13 protein-coding genes are annotated in these 16,183 nt (G+C 74.7%); 10 read left to right on the top strand and 3 right to left on the bottom strand.

The annotated features are described in order from the left end of the window. Positions 1 to 45: 45 nt before the first annotated feature. Positions 46 to 3,306 (bottom strand): ATP-dependent helicase, encoded by a 3,261-nt coding sequence (locus RNC47_RS30685; protein ID WP_311603437.1) that lies wholly within the window; start codon positions 3,304 to 3,306, stop codon positions 46 to 48. Positions 3,307 to 3,404: 98 nt separating this feature from the next. Continuing rightward, a complete protein-coding gene (locus RNC47_RS30680; RefSeq protein ID WP_311603468.1) occupies positions 3,405 to 3,746 on the bottom strand; it encodes an MGMT family protein in 342 nt (113 codons plus the stop codon). Positions 3,747 to 4,048: 302 nt separating this feature from the next. On the opposite strand from RNC47_RS30680, the gene RNC47_RS30675 reads away from it, so the two are divergent. From RNC47_RS30675 to RNC47_RS30655, 5 genes are all read left to right on the top strand, one after another. Next, complete coding sequence (locus RNC47_RS30675; RefSeq protein WP_311603435.1) at positions 4,049 to 6,826, top strand: lysylphosphatidylglycerol synthase transmembrane domain-containing protein; 2,778 nt, start codon at positions 4,049 to 4,051, stop codon at positions 6,824 to 6,826. Between the two features lie 102 nt (positions 6,827 to 6,928). Then, complete coding sequence (locus RNC47_RS30670; protein WP_311603433.1) at positions 6,929 to 7,333, top strand: TOBE domain-containing protein; 405 nt, start codon at positions 6,929 to 6,931, stop codon at positions 7,331 to 7,333. Between the two features lie 8 nt (positions 7,334 to 7,341). Further along, a complete protein-coding gene (modA, locus tag RNC47_RS30665; RefSeq protein ID WP_311603431.1) occupies positions 7,342 to 8,133 on the top strand; it encodes a molybdate ABC transporter substrate-binding protein in 792 nt (263 codons plus the stop codon). Between the two features lie 37 nt (positions 8,134 to 8,170). Then, positions 8,171 to 8,953, top strand: a complete 783-nt coding sequence (locus tag RNC47_RS30660) for an ABC transporter permease (RefSeq protein WP_394814917.1) — start codon at positions 8,171 to 8,173, stop codon at positions 8,951 to 8,953. A 128-nt stretch (positions 8,954 to 9,081) separates the two neighbouring features. Beyond that, positions 9,082 to 10,692, top strand: coding sequence for an alpha/beta hydrolase (locus RNC47_RS30655; protein WP_311603429.1), 1,611 nt, complete (start codon positions 9,082 to 9,084; stop codon positions 10,690 to 10,692). Positions 10,693 to 10,864: 172 nt separating this feature from the next. Here RNC47_RS30655 and RNC47_RS30650 read toward each other — a convergent pair whose 3' ends face one another. Further along, positions 10,865 to 11,569: an SDR family oxidoreductase gene (locus RNC47_RS30650; protein WP_311603428.1), complete on the bottom strand. Its 705-nt coding sequence runs from the start codon at positions 11,567 to 11,569 to the stop codon at positions 10,865 to 10,867. 27 nt (positions 11,570 to 11,596) lie between these two features. Between RNC47_RS30650 and RNC47_RS30645 the strand changes: the two genes are divergently transcribed. The 5 genes from RNC47_RS30645 to RNC47_RS30625 all read left to right on the top strand — a co-directional run bounded on the left by RNC47_RS30645 (position 11,597) and on the right by RNC47_RS30625 (position 16,157). Beyond that, positions 11,597 to 12,262 (top strand): O-methyltransferase, encoded by a 666-nt coding sequence (locus tag RNC47_RS30645; RefSeq protein ID WP_311603426.1) that lies wholly within the window; start codon positions 11,597 to 11,599, stop codon positions 12,260 to 12,262. A gap of 79 nt (positions 12,263 to 12,341) precedes the next feature. Continuing rightward, a complete protein-coding gene (locus tag RNC47_RS30640; RefSeq protein WP_311603425.1) occupies positions 12,342 to 12,656 on the top strand; it encodes a hypothetical protein in 315 nt (104 codons plus the stop codon). Between the two features lie 17 nt (positions 12,657 to 12,673). Beyond that, positions 12,674 to 12,910 (top strand): hypothetical protein, encoded by a 237-nt coding sequence (locus tag RNC47_RS30635; RefSeq protein WP_311603423.1) that lies wholly within the window; start codon positions 12,674 to 12,676, stop codon positions 12,908 to 12,910. 29 nt (positions 12,911 to 12,939) lie between these two features. Next, a complete protein-coding gene (locus tag RNC47_RS30630) occupies positions 12,940 to 14,490 on the top strand; it encodes an alpha/beta hydrolase (protein ID WP_311603421.1) in 1,551 nt (516 codons plus the stop codon). Then, positions 14,490 to 16,157 (top strand): alpha/beta hydrolase, encoded by a 1,668-nt coding sequence (locus RNC47_RS30625; protein WP_311603420.1) that lies wholly within the window; start codon positions 14,490 to 14,492, stop codon positions 16,155 to 16,157. The genes RNC47_RS30630 and RNC47_RS30625 overlap by 1 nt, the downstream gene beginning before the upstream one ends. Positions 16,158 to 16,183: the final 26 nt, after the last annotated feature.

Below are 16,183 nucleotides of genomic sequence, written 5' to 3'. Positions count from 1 at the left end.
GACAGCCCCGACCGACAGCCCGGCGAGGGCCGGGGGCGGGCGGCGCTACTCCACCACCTGTCGCCCCTCCGGCCTGGCGCTGCACGCGCCCCGGAAGGCGCAGCTGCCGCAGTGCTGTCCGGCGGCCGGCGAGAACCGCTCGTCGAGCACCTTTCCGGCCGCGGTGGCCAGGAGTTCGCCGACCCACTCGCCGTTGGTCGGGTCGAGCGGCGGCTGCCGCTGCACGGTGGGCAGCGCGTCGCCGCCGTCCCGTTTGGGCGCGCCCTGCCGCAGGTGGACCAGCTCGGCGCCGGCCAGCTCCCCGGCCACCGCCTCGCCGTCCCGCACCGCGAGCTGGTAGACGGCGAGCTGCGGGTGCCGCTCGACCTCGGCCTTGGTGGGCCTGGTGCGGCCGGTCTTGAAGTCCACGACGTAGACCCGGCCCTCGGCGTCCCGCTCGACCCGGTCGAGGACGCCGCGGATCCGCACCTGGTGCTCGCCGGCCGGCAGCGTGACCTCGAACTCCTGCTCGCTGGCGGCGGGTTCGCGGCCGTCCCGGCTCTGCAGCACGTGCCAGCGCAGGAAGCGCTCCAGCGCGGCCCGCGCCTCGGCCTGTTCGCGGCGCGACTGCCAGGGCGCCTCGAAGGCGAGACCGTCCCAGACGGTGTCGAGGCGCTCCATCAGCACCGCGAGGTCGGCCGGCGTGGTGCCGGAGGCGACCTCGTCGGCGAGCACGTGCAGCACGTTGCCGAAGCCCTGGGCGGCGGTGGCCGGCGCGTCGGCGTGCACCTCGCGGCCCAGGAACCACTGCAGCGAGCAGGTGTTGACCAGCTGGTCGAGCGCGCTGCCGGTCAACGCGACCGGGCGCTCCGGGTCGCGCAGCGGTGCCGGGGAACTGGTGGGGGCGCGCAGCCCCCACCACCGCTCCGGGTGGGCCGCGGGCGCCAGCGGATGTCCCTCCTCGTCCCGCAGCGCGGCCAGGTCGGCGAGCCGCCGGGCCGCGGCCCTGCGCAGCGCCGGCGAGGCGGCCGGGTCGACGGTGGTGGCGCGCAGCTCGGCGACCATCGCGGCCAGCGCCAGCGGTCGGTGCGGCCGGCCGCTGATCTCCCGCGGCTCGACGCCGAGCTCCCGCAGGAAGCGGGACGGCTGGTCGCCGTCGTCCGCGCCCTGCACGGCCGTCACCACCAGGCGGTCCTTCGCCCGGGTCGCGGCCACGTAGAACAGCCGCCGCTCCTCGGCCAGCAGCGCGCCGGGGCTCAGCGGCTCGGCGAGCCCGTCGCGCCCGATCCGGTCGGCCTCCAGCAGTGAGCCGCGCCGCCGCAGGTCGGGCCAGAGGCCCTCCTGCACGCCGGCGACCACCACGAACGACCATTCGAGGCCCTTGGCCCGGTGCGCGGTCATCAGCCGCACCGCGTCCGGGCGGACGGCGCGTGCGGCGAGGGTGTCGGCGGCGATGTCGTGGGCGTCCAGCTCCTCGAGGAAGTTGCGCGCCCCGCGGCCGCCGAGGCGCTCCTCGGCGCGCGCCGCGGCCTCGAAGAGGGCGCAGATGGCGTCCAGGTCACGGTCCGCGTTCCGCCCGGCGGCGCCGCCGCGCCTGGCCGCCCGCTCCAGCCTGGCCGGCCACGAGGTGCCGTCCCACAGCAGCCACAGCGCCTCCTCGGCGCTGCCGCCGCCGGCCAGCAGCTCGCGCGCCTTGCGCAGCAGCAGCCCCAGCCGCTGCGCGCCCCCGGCGTACGACGGCTCGTGCGTGACGAGCCGCTCCGGCTCGGCGAGCGCCCGCGCGATCAGTTCGTCGGACGGTGCCGGCACGGCGACGCCGGCGGCCCGCTCCTCGTTGCGCAGCGCGCGGCCGAGGCGCCGCAGGTCGGCGGCGTCCATGCCGCCGAGCGGCGAGGTGAGCAGCGTGAGCGCGGTCTCCGGCGGCAGCGCCGGCTCGGTCCCCGGCGGCTCGGCGACGGCGCGCAACGCGGTGAGCAGCGGCGCGACGGCCGGCTCCTGGCGCAGCGGCAGGTCGTCGCCGTCGACCTCGAGCGGCACGCCGGCCGAGGTGAGCGCCCGGCGCACGCCCGGGATGGAGCGCGAGCCGGCGCGCACCAGCACGGCCATCTCGCCCCACGGCACGCCGTCCTCCAGGTGCGCGCGGCGCAGCAGGTCGGCGATGTTGTCCAGTTCGGCGCCCGGCGTCGGGAAGGTGAAGGTCTCGACCCGGCCGCCGGCCCGCTCGGCCGTCAGCGCCCGGTGCCGGCGGACGGCGTCGGCCGGCAGCCTGGCCAGCGGCATCCGCTGGGTGAGCAGCCGGGTGGCGGCCAACAGCGCGGCGCCGCTGCGCCGGTTGGTGTCCAGCACGGCGACGGGCGCGGGCGCCCCGGCGCGGGTGCGGAAGGCGTCGGGGAAGCCGAGGATCCCGTTCACGTCGGCGCCGCGGAAGGCGTAGATGGACTGGTCGGGGTCGCCGAACACCACCAGGTCGCGGCCGTCGCCCGCCAGCGCGCGCAACAGCGCCACCTGCGCCGGGTCGGTGTCCTGGTACTCGTCGACGAAGACCGCGTCGTAGCGGGCGCGGACGGCGGCGGCGACCTCGGGCCGCTCGGCGAGCCGGATGGCGCCGCGCACCAGCTCCGTGTAGTCGAGCACGCCCTGGGCCTCGGTGACGTCCAGGTACTCGGTGAGGAAGTCGGCGGCGGCCGCCCAGTCGTCGCGGCCGGTGTCGCGGGCGAACGAGGCCAGCGTCTCGGGGTCGAGCCCCAGCTCGCGGGAGCGCGCGAGGACGGCGCGCAGCTCGTCCGCGAACCCGCGGGTGGTGAGCGCGGCGCGCAGCTCGTCCGGCCAGTCGACGCCGTCCCCCCGCCAGTCGGGGTCCCGGTGGCCGGCGAGCAGTTCGCGCAGGTAGAGGTCCTGTTCGGGCCCGGAGAGCAGGCGCGGCGGCTCGGCGTAGAACTCGCGGTCCTGGTGGGCGCGGACGAAGGCGTAGGCGAAGGAGTGGAAAGTGGTGGCCCGCGGGGAACGACCTCCCATGCGGGCCGTCATCCGGCCCCGCAGCTCGGCCGCGGCCTTCCGGCTGAAGGTGAGCACCAGGATCCGCTCCGGATCTGTGCCGTCGTCCACGCGCCGGGCGACGGACTCCACCAGCGTGGTGGTCTTGCCGGTGCCCGGGCCCGCGAGCACGAGCAGCGGTCCCCCGGGGTGGTCAACCACCGCGCGCTGACTTGCGTCAACAGCAGGGACACGCGCGTCGGCGACCGGGGTGCGTACCAGTCGATACGCTCCCGGCGCGGACGGGGGGCGGTCAGTGGACGGGACGGAGAGGCTCACGTGGCTCACGTGCATCGCGGATTCTCGGTGACGGTTGGGGAGACGGTACGCCAGTCGGTCCCCGGGACGCGACGGAATGGCGGAAGCTGGTGGGTGTGAGATCGGTACCGGCCTCAGCCACGGCCGTCCCAACGCGCCCGCCGCATGTCGAGCCGCTGCGTGCCGTCGGCCAGCGCGCGCAACGGCGTGCCCTCGGCCCGGTAGTGCTCCAACGCGCGGCGCTCGTGCCCGGGCAGCGGCCGGCCGTCGGCGCGCACCACGCGCCACCAGGGGACGGCGCCGCCGTAGACCGCCATCACGCGCCCGACCTGGCGCGGGCCGCCCTCGCCCACCCGGTCGGCGACGTCCTTGTAGGTCAGCACGCGCCCCGGCGGGATGCCCTCCACGGCGGTCAACACCCGATCGGCGTACTCCGGAAGTCGGTGGGTCTCTGCGTGGCCGGCCATGGCGCCCATGGTGCCGTATGTCACGGACCGCGCTCCTCGGCACGTCTCTCGTGTCACTATCGTCCCAAGGGCAGGGGGGAGAGCTGGTCGACAGCTCCTGCCAGAGGGGACCTTCAGGGAAGCGGCCAGTGATACGGGGCGAGGAAGAGAACGCGAAACCGCCTGTCGGCGGCGGGTGGCCGTCCACGGCGGCGGTCGGGGACGACCACGATCCGCGCGCGAAGCGGCGCGCCGACCGTGGTGGCGCGCGCGCGGGACGCGCAAGCGCCGGCGGTGCGGCGGAGGGTGAGCCGTCGCGGCGCGCGCGGTCCGTGACGGGCCGCGACGCCGGAGACGGAGCCGAGGCCGACGACCTCAGCGCCGCCACGGACCACGAGGACGGCGCGGAGAACAGCCGGCCCCGCAAGCCGGCGCGCAAGCGCGCCGCGCGCGCGGCCAGCCGCGCGGAGCCGCCGGCCGAGCCGACCCGTCAGGACCCGGCACAGACGCCCTCGGACGGCCAAGGCCCAGCGCCAGCGGACTCGCACATCGACGGCGACGAGCCGCTGCTCGCCGCGCGCGTGCACCGGCCGGCCGACCTGCTGCGGGTGCTGCTCGGGCTGCTCGGCATCGCGACCGTGCTCGCGCTCGCCACCTGGGCCATCGGCACCACCGCCGGCATCGAGCGCGACGTCGACAAGGGCGCCGCCCAGGCGCCCTCGTTGCTGATCAGCTTCGCCGGCTTCGCCTCCGCCATCGCCGTCCTCGTCGTTCCCGTCGCCTTCGCCATCGAGCGGCTGATGAAGCGCGACGGGCTGCGCATCGCGGACGGCGTGCTGGCCGCCGTGCTGGCGCACGGCGTCTCGCTCTCCTTCAGCCTCTGGGTGGCCCGCCTCGCGCCGGACTCCGTGCAGGACGCGCTGACCAGGAACGGCCCCGGCGGCGTCATCACCGACCCGGTGCACGGTTATCTGGCGCCGGTCATCGCCTACGCCACCGCCGTCGGCATGATGCACCGGCCGCGCTGGCGGTTCGCGATGTGGACGGTGCTGCTGCTCGACGGCTTCGCCGTGCTGGTCGCCGGCTACACGACGCCGTTCTCCATCGTCGTCACCGTCCTCCTCGGCTGGACCATCGCGTACGCCACGCTCTACACCGTCGGCTCGCCCAACGTCCGCCCCACCGGGCAGCAGTTGCTCGCCGGCCTGCGGCACGTCGGGTTCCGGCCGGTCAGCGCGCTGCGCACCGAGGACACGACCGAGTCGGCGCGCCGCGACCGGCACGACTACTCGGAGCCGACCCGCCGCTACCTGGTCACCCTGGAGAACGGCCCGCCCCTCGACGTCACCGTCGTCGACCGCGCCCAGCAGGCCCAGGGCTTCTTCTACCGCGCCTGGCGGCGCCTCGCGCTGCGCGGCATCACCACCCGCCGCAGCCTGCCGTCGCTGCGTCAGGCGCTGGAGCAGGAGGCGCTGCTGGCCTACGCCGCGATCTCCGCGGGCGCCAACGCGCCCAAGCTGATCGCCACCTCGGAGCTCGGCCCGGACGCGGTGATGCTGGTCTACGAGCACACCGGCGGCCGGCACCTGGACTCGCTCCCGGACGACGAGATCACCGACGAGCTGATGCGCGCCGCCTGGCGCCAGGTCACGGCGCTCCAGACCCGCCGCATCGCGCACCGCCGTCTCGACGGCGGCTCGTTGCTGGTCGACCGGGCCGGCATCGTCTACCTCACCGACCTGCGCGGCGGCGAGATCGCCGCCAGCGACCTGCTGCTGCGCATGGACATCGCGCAGCTGCTGACCACCTTCGGGCTGCGGGTCGGCGCGGAGCGCGCGGTGGCGGCGGCCGTGGCCGTCCTCGGCCCCGACGCGGTGGCCAACAGCCTGCCGCTGCTCCAGCCGATCGCGCTCAGCCGCAACACCCGCGCCACCCTCCGCCAGTTGGCCAGGGAGCGGGCGCAGCGGGAGCGCGACGCCGTGCTCGACGCCACCCGCGTCTACCGCGAGGCGCGCGGCAACCTGCCGGAGGACGCCGACCGCAAGGCGGTCCGCGCCGCGCGGCAGGCCGAGAAGCAGGTGATGGACGAGGCGCTGGAGAACGCCAAGGAGCCCGACCTGCTGTCGCTGATCCGCGAGCAGGTGCTGCTGATCCGCCCGCAGGCGCCGATAGAGCCGGCCCGGGTCGAGCGGATCAGGCCGCGCACCCTGGTCACCATCATCGCCGCCGTGTTCGCCGCCTACTTCCTCACCATCCAGGTGGTCAACCCGGAGTTCCAGCGGGTCTGGGAGGGCGCCAACTGGGGCTGGGTGCTGATCGCGGCCGGCTTCTCGGCCGTCACCTACTTCGCGGCCGCCCTGAGCCTGCTCGGCTTCGTCCCGGAGCGGGTCGGCTACCTGCGCACGGTCACCGCCCAGGTGGCGGGCTCGTTCGTCAAGCTGGTCGCGCCGGCCGCCATCGGCGGCGTCGCGCTCAACACCCGCTACCTGCAACGTCAGGGCCTGCGCCCCGGGCACGCGGTGGCCAGCGTCGGCGCCTCCCAGCTGTTCGGGCTCGGCAGCCACATCACCCTGCTGCTGACCTTCGGCTACCTCGCCGGCACCGAGCACACCCCCTCGCTCTCGCCGTCCCGCACGGTCATCGCGGGGCTGCTGACGCTGGCCGTGGTGGTGCTGATCGTGACGGCCATCCCCAGCCTGCGGAAGGCGCTCTACGAGCGGATCAGGACCCTGTTCGCCGGCGTCGTGCCGCGCATGCTCGACGTGGTCCAGCAGCCGAAGAAGCTGCTCAGCGGCATCGGCGGGATGCTGCTGATGACGCTGGCGTTCGTGATGTGCCTCGACGCCTCGCTGCGCGCCTTCGGCTACGAGCTGAGCTACCCGACGATCGCCGTGGTGTTCCTCGCGGGCAACGCGCTCGGCTCGGCGGCGCCGACCCCCGGCGGCCTCGGGGCCGTCGAGTTCGCGCTGGTCGCCAGCCTGGCCACGTTCCGGGTGCCGCAGGACGCGGCGCTCGGCGCGGTGCTGCTGTTCCGGCTGATGACGTTCTGGCTGCCGGTGCTGCCCGGCTGGCTCGCGTTCACCCACCTCACCAGGAAGGGCTCGATCTGACCGGCGCGCACGCCACGCTCCCGCACGCCACGCTCGCGATCGCGAGCCAGGAACGCGGGATCACCTTGCGGATGCGAGCCGTGCCCGCATAATCTCCCGCACATGCGTTCCTACAGCATCGGCCGGGCCGCCCGGCTGCTCGGCGTCAGCCCCGACACGGTGCGCCGCTGGACCGACGCCGGGCGGCTGCCCACCCGCAGGGACGACGCGGGCCGGCGGCTGATCGAGGGCGCCGACCTCGCGGCGTTCGCCGTCGCCCTCTCCCAGGACTCGGGCCAGGACGGCGCCGAGGGCGACGAGCCGCACACCTCGGCGCGGAACGCGTTCCCCGGCATCGTCACCGCCGTCACGCTCGGGGACGTCGCGGCCCAGGTGGAGATCCAGGCGGGCCCGCACCGGCTGGTCTCGTTGGTCACCAGGGAGGCCGTCGAGGAGCTGGGCCTGGCCGTCGGCGTGGAGGCCGTGGCCCGCGTCAAGGCCACCAACGTCCACATCGACACCCCGTGAGGCCGCCCATGCGCCCCGCCCGCCGCCGCGCCCTGCTGGCCCTGACCGCCGCCACCGCCGCGCTGTTGACCACGCTCACCGCCTGCGGCGGGTCCGGCGCCGACGACGCGAACGGCGGGGGCGGCGAGGAGGAGGTCACCCTCACCGTGCTGGCCGCCGCCTCCCTCACCGACGTGTTCACCGCCGCCCAGGAGCTCTACGCGGAGGAACACCCGGAGGTGACCCTGGAGTTCTCCTTCGCCGGCTCCCAGGAGCTGGTCGCCCAGGTGGAGCAGGGCGCCCCCGCCGACGCGCTGGTCACCGCCGACACCGCCACGATGGACGGCGTCGCCGAGCTGACGGCGGCCGAGCCCCTCGTCATCGCCCGCAACGCGCTCACCATCGTCACCCCGCCCGACAACCCGGCCGGCGTGGACTCCCTCGACGACCTCGCCGACCCCGAACTGCGCCTGGTGCTGGCCGCGCCCGAGGTGCCGGCCGGGCGCTACGGCCGCCAGGTCCTCGACGCCCAGGGCATCGACGCGGCGCCCGACTCGGAGGAGGCCAACGTCCGCGCCGTCCTCGGCAAGGTGCGTCTTGGCGAGGCGGACGCCGGCCTGGTCTACGTCACCGACGCCACCTCGGCCGGCGACGACGTCGCCACCGTGGCCATCCCCGAGGACCAGAACGTCACGGCCGAGTACCCGGCCGCCGCCCTCACCGACGCGGCACACCCGGCGGAGGCCGCCGAGTTCGTCGAGTGGCTGGGCTCGGACGAGGCGCGGGCGCTGCTCGGGGACGCCGGCTTCCAGGCCCCGTGACCACCACGCCGGCCGTGCCCACCCGGGCGGCGGCCCGATGACCCGCCGCCCCCCGCTCACCCTGGTCCTGCCGGCGCTGCTGGCCGTGGCCTTCCTCGCCGTCCCGCTGCTCGGCGTCCTCGCCGACGCGCCCTGGTCGGACCTGGTCGGCCGGCTCACCGAGCCGGCCGTCACCGAGGCGCTGCGGCTCTCCCTCGTCGTCTCGGTCTTGGCGCTGCTGTTCTCCCTGCTGTTCGGGGTGCCGCTCGCCTGGCTGCTGGCCCGGGTCGACTTCCCCGGCCGCACCGCCGTCCGCTGCCTGGTGCTGCTGCCGATGGTGCTGCCGCCGACGGTCGCCGGCGTGGCGCTCTTCCAGGGCCTCGGCCGGCGCGGCCTGCTCGGCGGCGCCCTGGAGTCGGTGGGCGTCGTGCTGCCGTTCTCCACCGCCGGCGCCGTCGTCGCCGCCACCTTCGTCGCCATGCCCTTCCTGGTGATCAGCCTGGAGGGCGCCCTGGCCGGCCTCGAACCGCACTACGAGGAGGCCGCCGCGACGATGGGCGCCGGCCCGCTGCGGACCCTGCGCCTCGTCACCCTGCCGATGCTCGCCCCCTCGCTGGCGGCCGGCGCGGCGCTGTGCTGGGCGCGGGCGCTGGGCGAGTTCGGCGCCACCATCACCTTCGCCGGCAACCTGCCGGGCACCACGCAGACGCTCCCGCTCAAGGTCTACCTGCTGCTCCAGGACGACCCGACCGGCGCCACCGCCGTCTCCCTGCTCCTGGTCGCGGTCGCCGCCGCCGTCCTCTTCGCCCTCCGCGGCCGCTGGTTCCGTCCCGCCCGCTGACCGCCCGGCCCACGCCGGCGGCCACGTGGCGCAGCGCCCCGTCACCCACTTGCCACGGCCCGGAGTGCGGGGGGCTCCCGCACCCGCACACGATGGGCGAGTCGCAGCGACCGATGGGAGCCACCGCCATGACCCGAGCCAGGCTGCTCACGCCGACCGTACTGGCCGCGACCACCCTGCTCACCGTCCCGGGCTGCGCGACGGCCGACGGCGACACCGTCCGGCCGCGACCGGCCGCCCGCCAGGACGCCACCGACACCGACGACCTGCCGGAGCGCTTCACCGGACAGCGGCTCGACTGGTCCGCCTGCCCGGCGCCCGACAGCGCCGAGGGCGGCGGCAGCGCCAGCCCCTCCCCGCTGCCCGACGGCGAGGACTGGGAGTGCGCGCGGATGACGGCCCCGCTCGACTACAGCGACCCGAACGGCGACACCATCGAGATCGCCATGATCCGCGCCCGCACCAAGGCCGAGGGCGACCAGCGGATCGGCTCCCTGATCTTCAACTTCGGCGGCCCCGGCGGCTCGGGCGTCGCCACCCTGCCCGCCTTCGGCTCCGACTACGAGAAGCTCAACAGCCGCTACGACCTGGTGAGTTTCGACCCGCGCGGCGTCGGCGACAGCGAGGGCGTCCAGTGCCTGGACGACCAGCAGCTCGACGACTACTTCGCGGCCGACGCGGACCCGCGGAACGCCAGCGAGCGGCGCGAGTTCACCGACCGGCTCAAGGAGTTCGACCGCGGCTGCGAGGACCGGCACGGCGATCTGCTGCCGCACCTCACCACCACCAACACGGCCCGCGACATGGACCTGATGCGGAAGGTGCTCGGCGACGACAAGCTGCACTACTTCGGCATCTCCTACGGCACCGAACTCGGCGGCGTCTACGCCCACCTGTTCCCGCGCCGCGTCGGCCGGGCGCTGTTCGACGCCGTCGTCGACCCGACCGGCGACACCGAGCAGGGCGCGCTCGGCCAGACCGAGGGCTTCCAACTCGCCCTCGGCAACTACCTCGACAACTGCACCCAGAGCGACGACTGCCCGCTCGGCACCGACCCCGACGAGGGCGAGCGGAAGCTCCAGGACTTCCTCGACAGCCTGCGCGACCACCCGCTCGACACCCGCGACCCGGACAAGCGCAAGCTCACCCAGTCGCTGGCCTGGAGCGGCGTCGCCCAGTCCCTCTACTCGCAGAGCTTCTGGCCCTACCTCACCCAGGGCCTCGACGACGCCATGACCGAGGACAACCCGGACGGCACCGTGCTGCTCGCCCTCGGCGACTCGATGAACGGCCGTAACCCGGACGGCAGTTACAGCACCCTCCAGTCCTCCCTGACCGCGATCAGCTGCGCCGACTCCAGCGAGCGCTACACCGTCGACGACGTCCGCGACAAACTCGGCCAGTTCGAGGACGCCTCCCCCGTCTTCGGGCCGCAGATGGCCTGGGGCCTGCTCAGCTGCACCTACTGGCCGGTCGAAGGACAGCGCGAGCACCCGAACGTCCGAGCCGACGGCGCCCCGAAGATCCTGCTGATCGGCACCACGGGCGACCCGGCCACCCCCTTCCAGGGCACCGCGCACATGAAGGACGCGCTGGGCGACGACGTCGGCGTCGAACTCGTCTACGAGGGCGAGGGGCACGGCGCCTACAACAGCGGCAACCAGTGCGTGCAGGACACCGCCAACGACTACCTGCTCAACGGCACGGTCCCCGACGACGGCAAGCGCTGCAAGGACTAGGGGCCTGTCTTCCGGATCTTCGCGGGCTCGCGACGACTGGCATCCCGCCTGGCTGCGTTGCCGAATCGCGCGAGTACGGCCAAGTACGAGCTGCGATCCGGCGCCTTGCCAGCCGGGCGCCATCCGCCGCTCGCTGATCCACGAAGATCCAAAAGACAGGCCCTGTGCCCCCTCACACCTTCTGTCCCACCGGCCGCACCACGACCTCGTTGACGTCCGTCCCGGCCGGCTGCGCCAACACCCAGGCCACGCACTCACCGACCGCCTCCGGGGCCAGCAACGGGCCAGGCCCCGGCCCGCCGTTCCCCCACCCCGGCGTGTCCACCCGCCCCGGCGCCACCAGCGTGACCCCGACGCCGTCCCGGGTGACCAGCATCCTGGTGTTCTCGGCCAGCGCCGCCACCGCCGCCTTGGTCGCGCTGTAGAGGCTCCCCGCCACGTTCTTGAACCCGGCGACGCTCCCCACCAGCACGATCCGCCCCCGGCTGCGCCGCAACGCCGGCAACGCGGCGTTCACCAGCAACGCCGGCCCCAGCACGTTGGTCAGCACCATCCCCCGCCACGCCTCCGGGTCGCCGTCCGCCACCGTGTCGTGCGTGGCGAACCCGGCGTTGGCCACCACGTGGTCGAGCCGCCCGAACGCGTGCTCCGTCAGCTTCACGGCCTCCACCACCGCCCCGTGGTCGGTGGCGTCCCCCGGCAGCGTCACCAACCGGTCCCCCGCGTCGGCCCGTCGCGCCAGCCGGCTCAGCCGCTCCGCGCTCCGCCCCGTCGCCGCGACCCGGTGCCCCCGCTCCAGCAGCCGCGCCACCGTCGCCGCGCCTATCCCGCTCGCCCCACCCGTGACCAGCGTCACCGGCCCCGCGTCCTCACCCATCACAGCCCCTTCTCCTAACCTCAGCACATGACGCAGCCACTCTGGTCCCAGGTCGACGACTACTTCAACGACCTTCTCATCCCCGCCGATCCCGCCCTCGACGGCGCCCTCGCCGCCAGCGAGGCGGCCGGCCTCCCGCACATCAGCGTCGCCCCCAACCAGGGCAAGTTCCTGCACCTCCTGGCCCGGATCCACGGCGCGCGCAGGATCCTGGAGATCGGCACCCTCGGCGGCTACAGCACCATCTGGCTCGCCCGCGCCCTCCTCGCCGACGGCCGCCTGGTCACCCTGGAGGCCGACCCGCACCACGCCGACGTCGCCCGCGCCAACCTCGAACGCGCCGGCCTCACCGACCGCGTCGACCTCCGCGTCGGCCCGGCCCTGGACAGCCTCCCCGAACTGGCCCCGCTGGCCCCCTTCGACCTGGTCTTCGTCGACGCCGACAAGCCGAACAACCCCAACTACCTCGACTGGGCCATCCGTTACACCCGCCCCGGCTCGATCATCGTCTTCGACAACGTGGTCCGCGCCGGCCGCGTCCTGGAGGCCGACAACCCCGACCCCACCATCCAGGCCACCCGCCGCCTCACCGAACTCGTCGCCGCCCACCCGCACCTGACGGCCACCACCCTCCAGACCGTCGGCGCCAAGGGCCACGACGGCATCACCCTCGCCCTGGTGACCGGCCCCTGACCACCCTCGACCGGGCCGTGCCGGACATCACCCGCCGAACCGGCCCCCAACACCCGCCCGAGGGCCTACCGTTGTCCGGGTGAGCGCACATGTGCCGACGCGATCCCCCTACCGGATCGAGGACGACGAGGGCCCGCAGACCGTCGCCGAGCTGAAGGCCGCCCTGGCCCCCTGGCCGCAGGAGCTCCTCACCTTCACCGCCCGCCTGGAAGCCGCCCGCTTCGACGAGATCCCCGGCGTGATCGCCGCCTACCGCATCGCCTGGCTCACCCGAGTCCACCCCGACCACCAGGAGGCGGGCCAGGCCAGCGAGGACGAGACGGCCGACACCATCAGCTGGGACGAGCTGATGGCCGACTACACCCCCGACGGCCGCGAGGCCAGGCGCCGGTGACCTACAAGGTCGAGGTCATGGCCGACGCACGCCGCGGGATGGCCTCCCTCACCCCCGCCCGCCGCCGCGCCGTCAACGACGCGGTCCGCGGCCCGCTCGCCACCCGCCCCCTCACCATCGGCGAACTCTTCGAAGGCACCGGCCCCACCGCCCTCCGCCGCCTCGTCCTCACCCCCGCCGGCGTCTCCATCGGCTACCGCGTCTTCGCCGACCGCGTCGAGGTCCGGCTGGTGTGGCTGATAGGCCACCCCTGACCCGCGGCCCGGCCGGATACCCTGACGGCATGCGCGGGGGGAACACACGTGCGGTGGCGCTGGTCGTCGCCGTCTGGCTCGGGGTGGGGGCGTGCAGCGGCGGGGGCGTGGCGGCGCGCCCGGCCGTCGAGCCGTCGGAACAGGCGGCCGAAACCCCGCCGTTGCCGGAGCGGTTCACGGAGCAGCGGTTGGCGTGGGACGAGTGTCAGGCGCCCACTCCGCTCCAGGGAAGCGGGGACGTGCCGGGGAGCGAGTGGCAGTGCGCGACGCTCACCGTGCCGCTGGACTACGCGGCGCCGGGGAGCGGGGAGACGATCGGCGTCGCCGTGATCAGGAAGCCGGCGACCGGTGGGGAGCGGTTGGGGTCGCTGGTGTTCAACTTCGGCGGCCCAGGGGGATCCGGCGTGGCGGCGTTGCCGCGCTCCGGGGAGCGGTACGCGGAGCTGAACGAGCGGTACGACCTGGTGAGCTTCGATCCGCGCGGGGTCGGCGCCAGCGAGGGCGTCGTCTGCCGGTCGGACGCCGAGATCGACGCGGCGGCGCAGCGGAACGACGGGCCGCCGGTGGGCGAGGCGGAGGAGCTGGCGTACCTGTCGCGGGCGTACGACCACGCCCGGGCCTGCGAGGCGGCGGCCGGTCCGCTGCTGCCGCACCTCACCACCGTCGACGCGGCCCGCGACCTGGACCTGTTGCGGCGGGCGCTCGGCGACGAGCGGCTCAACTACTTCGGCATCTCGTACGGGACGAAGCTCGGCGCCGTCCACGCCCACCTCTTCCCGGAGCACGTCGGCCGCACCGTGCTGGACGCCGTCGTCGATCCGACCAGGGACGTCGTGGAACGGGCGCTGCTGCAGACCCAGGGCTTCCAACTGGCGCTCGACCGCTATCTGGACGCCTGCGTCCCGAGGGACGGTTGCCCGACCGAGGACGGGCTGGCGGAGTTGTTCGACGCCTTGGCGGAGCGGCCACTGCCGACCGACAGCGGGCGGCGGCTGACGCAGGGGCTGGCCGTCACGGCGGTGCTGGGGGCGCTGTACTCCGAGCTCTCGTGGCCGACACTCACGGAGGGGGTGCGGCAGGCGCGCGAGGACGGCCGCGGGGAGCTGCTGCTGGCCGCCGCCGAGCGGTACAACGGGCGGGACGCCGAGGGCCGTTACCGGAACCTGCACGCCGCCAACACCGCCGTCAACTGCGCCGACTTCGCCTCCCGCCCCGACGTCGCCGACGTCCGCGCGCACGAGCCGGCGTTCGTCGAGGCGTCGCCCGTCTTCGGTCCGCACCTGGTCTGGTCCCTGCTGGACTGCGCCTACTGGCCGGTGGTCGGCGAGCGCGACCAGCCCGAGGTGTCGGCGCCCGGCGCGGGGCCGATCCTGCTGGTCGGCACGGTCGGCGACCCCGCGACGCCGTACGTGGGCGCGCGACGGATGCGCGAGGCGCTCGGCGAGGGCGTCGGGGTGCTGCTGACGTACGAGGGGGAGGGGCACGGCGGCTACCAGAGCGGCGACGCGTGCGTCGTGGGCACCGTCAACGCCTACCTGCTCGCCGGGACGACACCCCCTGACGGTACCGTCTGCCCATAATGAACATACCTTCACACTTTCGTTCCCGGCGCCTCCGGGCCGCCCTCGCGGCCGCCCTGACCGCCGGCCTGCTGGCGACCTCCTGCGCCACCCGCGACCTCGCCGTCGGCACCGGCGACGACGCGGGCCAGGGCACGGAAGACGGCGGAGGCGTCAGCACGGAGTCCGTGCCGGTCGCCGACTCCTACCCCGGGCTGCCGGACGCCCTCGCCCAGCAGCGCGTCCAGTGGTCCCAGTGTGAGGCGCCCACCCCACTCCAGGGCGAGGGCCCGCGCCCCTTCCAGCTCTCCGACCGCACGCCCTGGCAGTGCGGCACCCTCACCGTGCCGCTCGACTACGCGGACCCCGAGGGCGAGACCATCGACATGGCGCTGATCCGCGTCGTCAGCTCGGCACCCGAAGCGGACCGGCTCGGCTCGCTGGTCTTCAACTTCGGCGGCCCGGGCGGCTCGGGCGTCGGCTCCCTGCCGCTCCTCGTCGACGAGTACGAGGACCTGCGCGCCGGCGGCTTCGACCTGGTCAGCTTCGACCCGCGCGGGGTCGGCGAGAGCGCGCCGGTGGTCTGCCTCTCGGACGAGGAGATCGACGAGGGCGACCAGGAGGACGCCGGTCCGCCCCGGACGGCGGAGGACGAGGCGGAGTTCGTCGCCGACAGCGAGGAGTACGCGGCCGCCTGCCAGGCCAACTCCGGCGACCTGCTGCCGTATGTCACCACGAACAACACCGCCCGCGACATGGACCTGCTGCGGCACGCGCTCGGCGACGAGCGGCTCAACTACTTCGGCATCTCGTACGGGACGGAGCTCGGCGCCGTCTACGCGCACCTCTTCCCCGAGAACGTCGGCCGCACCGTGCTGGACGCCGTCGTCGACCCCAACCCGGACCCGGTGGCGCAGTCGCTGCTCGACGCCGAGGGCTTCCAACTCGCGCTCGAGCACTACCTGGAGGACTGCGCGACCGACCCCGGCTGCCCGACCGGCGGCGACGTGGAGACAGGCGTGGCGACGATCGAGACGCTGCTCGACGACCTGGCCGCCGAGCCGCTCCCGACCGACGACCCGGACGGCCGGATGCTGACCTCCGGCCTCGGCATGACGGGCATCGCCTCCGCGCTGTACTCGGAGGAGAGCTGGGAGTACCTGACGATGGCGCTCGACGAGGCGCTGAACGCCGGCTCGGGCGACACCCTGCTGCTGCTCGCCGACTTCTACAACGGCCGCGACAGCGAGGGCCGTTACAGCAACCTGATGCCGGCGCTGAACGCGATCCGCTGCGCCGACGACCCCTCCACGATGGCGCTGGACGACGTCGTGCGGCACCGCGAGGAGTTCGAGGCGGCGTCGCCGGTCTTCGGGGAGTGGATGCTGTGGGGGCTGAGCGGCTGCCTGGGGTGGCCGTTCGCGGAGGCCGCCGAGCCGGAGGAGTTCAGCGCGCCGGACGCGGCGGCGCCGCTGCTGCTGGTCGCGACGACCGGGGACCCGGCGACGCCGTACGAGGGCGCGGCCCGGATGCAGGCGGCGATCGGCGGCCCCGAGGTGGCGCCGCTGCTGACGAACGACGGCGAGGGCCACGGGGCGTACACGCCGGACAACGCGTGCGTGGCGGACGCGGTCAACGGCCACCTGCTGCGGGGCGAGACGCCGGGGGATGGGCTCCGCTGCGAGTAGCGCTGCCGCGCGGTGAGCAGCCGGGC

Origin of the sequence: Streptomyces millisiae (genome assembly GCF_031845425.1) — a bacterium.
Lineage (GTDB): Bacteria > Actinomycetota > Actinomycetes > Streptomycetales > Streptomycetaceae > Streptomyces > Streptomyces millisiae.
Note: the sequence above shows the minus strand (reverse complement) of the source record. Positions and strands in the feature narration are given on the sequence as shown.

Bases quoted from the DNA above. Each gene is read 5' to 3' on its own strand.
- RNC47_RS30660 (WP_394814917.1), top strand. From the start codon at position 8,171: ATGACCCGCCGCCCCCCGCTCACCCTGGTCCTGCCGGCGCTGCTGGCC.
- RNC47_RS30630 (WP_311603421.1), top strand. From the start codon at position 12,940: ATGCGCGGGGGGAACACACGTGCGGTGGCGCTGGTCGTCGCCGTCTGG.
- RNC47_RS30645 (WP_311603426.1), top strand. From the start codon at position 11,597: ATGACGCAGCCACTCTGGTCCCAGGTCGACGACTACTTCAACGACCTT.
- modA (WP_311603431.1), top strand. From the start codon at position 7,342: ATGCGCCCCGCCCGCCGCCGCGCCCTGCTGGCCCTGACCGCCGCCACC.
- RNC47_RS30680 (WP_311603468.1), bottom strand. From the start codon at position 3,746: ATGGGCGCCATGGCCGGCCACGCAGAGACCCACCGACTTCCGGAGTAC.
- RNC47_RS30670 (WP_311603433.1), top strand. From the start codon at position 6,929: ATGCGTTCCTACAGCATCGGCCGGGCCGCCCGGCTGCTCGGCGTCAGC.
- RNC47_RS30655 (WP_311603429.1), top strand. From the start codon at position 9,082: ATGACCCGAGCCAGGCTGCTCACGCCGACCGTACTGGCCGCGACCACC.
- RNC47_RS30685 (WP_311603437.1), bottom strand. From the start codon at position 3,306: ATGCACGTGAGCCACGTGAGCCTCTCCGTCCCGTCCACTGACCGCCCC.
- RNC47_RS30650 (WP_311603428.1), bottom strand. From the start codon at position 11,569: ATGGGTGAGGACGCGGGGCCGGTGACGCTGGTCACGGGTGGGGCGAGC.
- RNC47_RS30625 (WP_311603420.1), top strand. From the start codon at position 14,490: ATGAACATACCTTCACACTTTCGTTCCCGGCGCCTCCGGGCCGCCCTC.
- RNC47_RS30635 (WP_311603423.1), top strand. From the start codon at position 12,674: ATGGCCGACGCACGCCGCGGGATGGCCTCCCTCACCCCCGCCCGCCGC.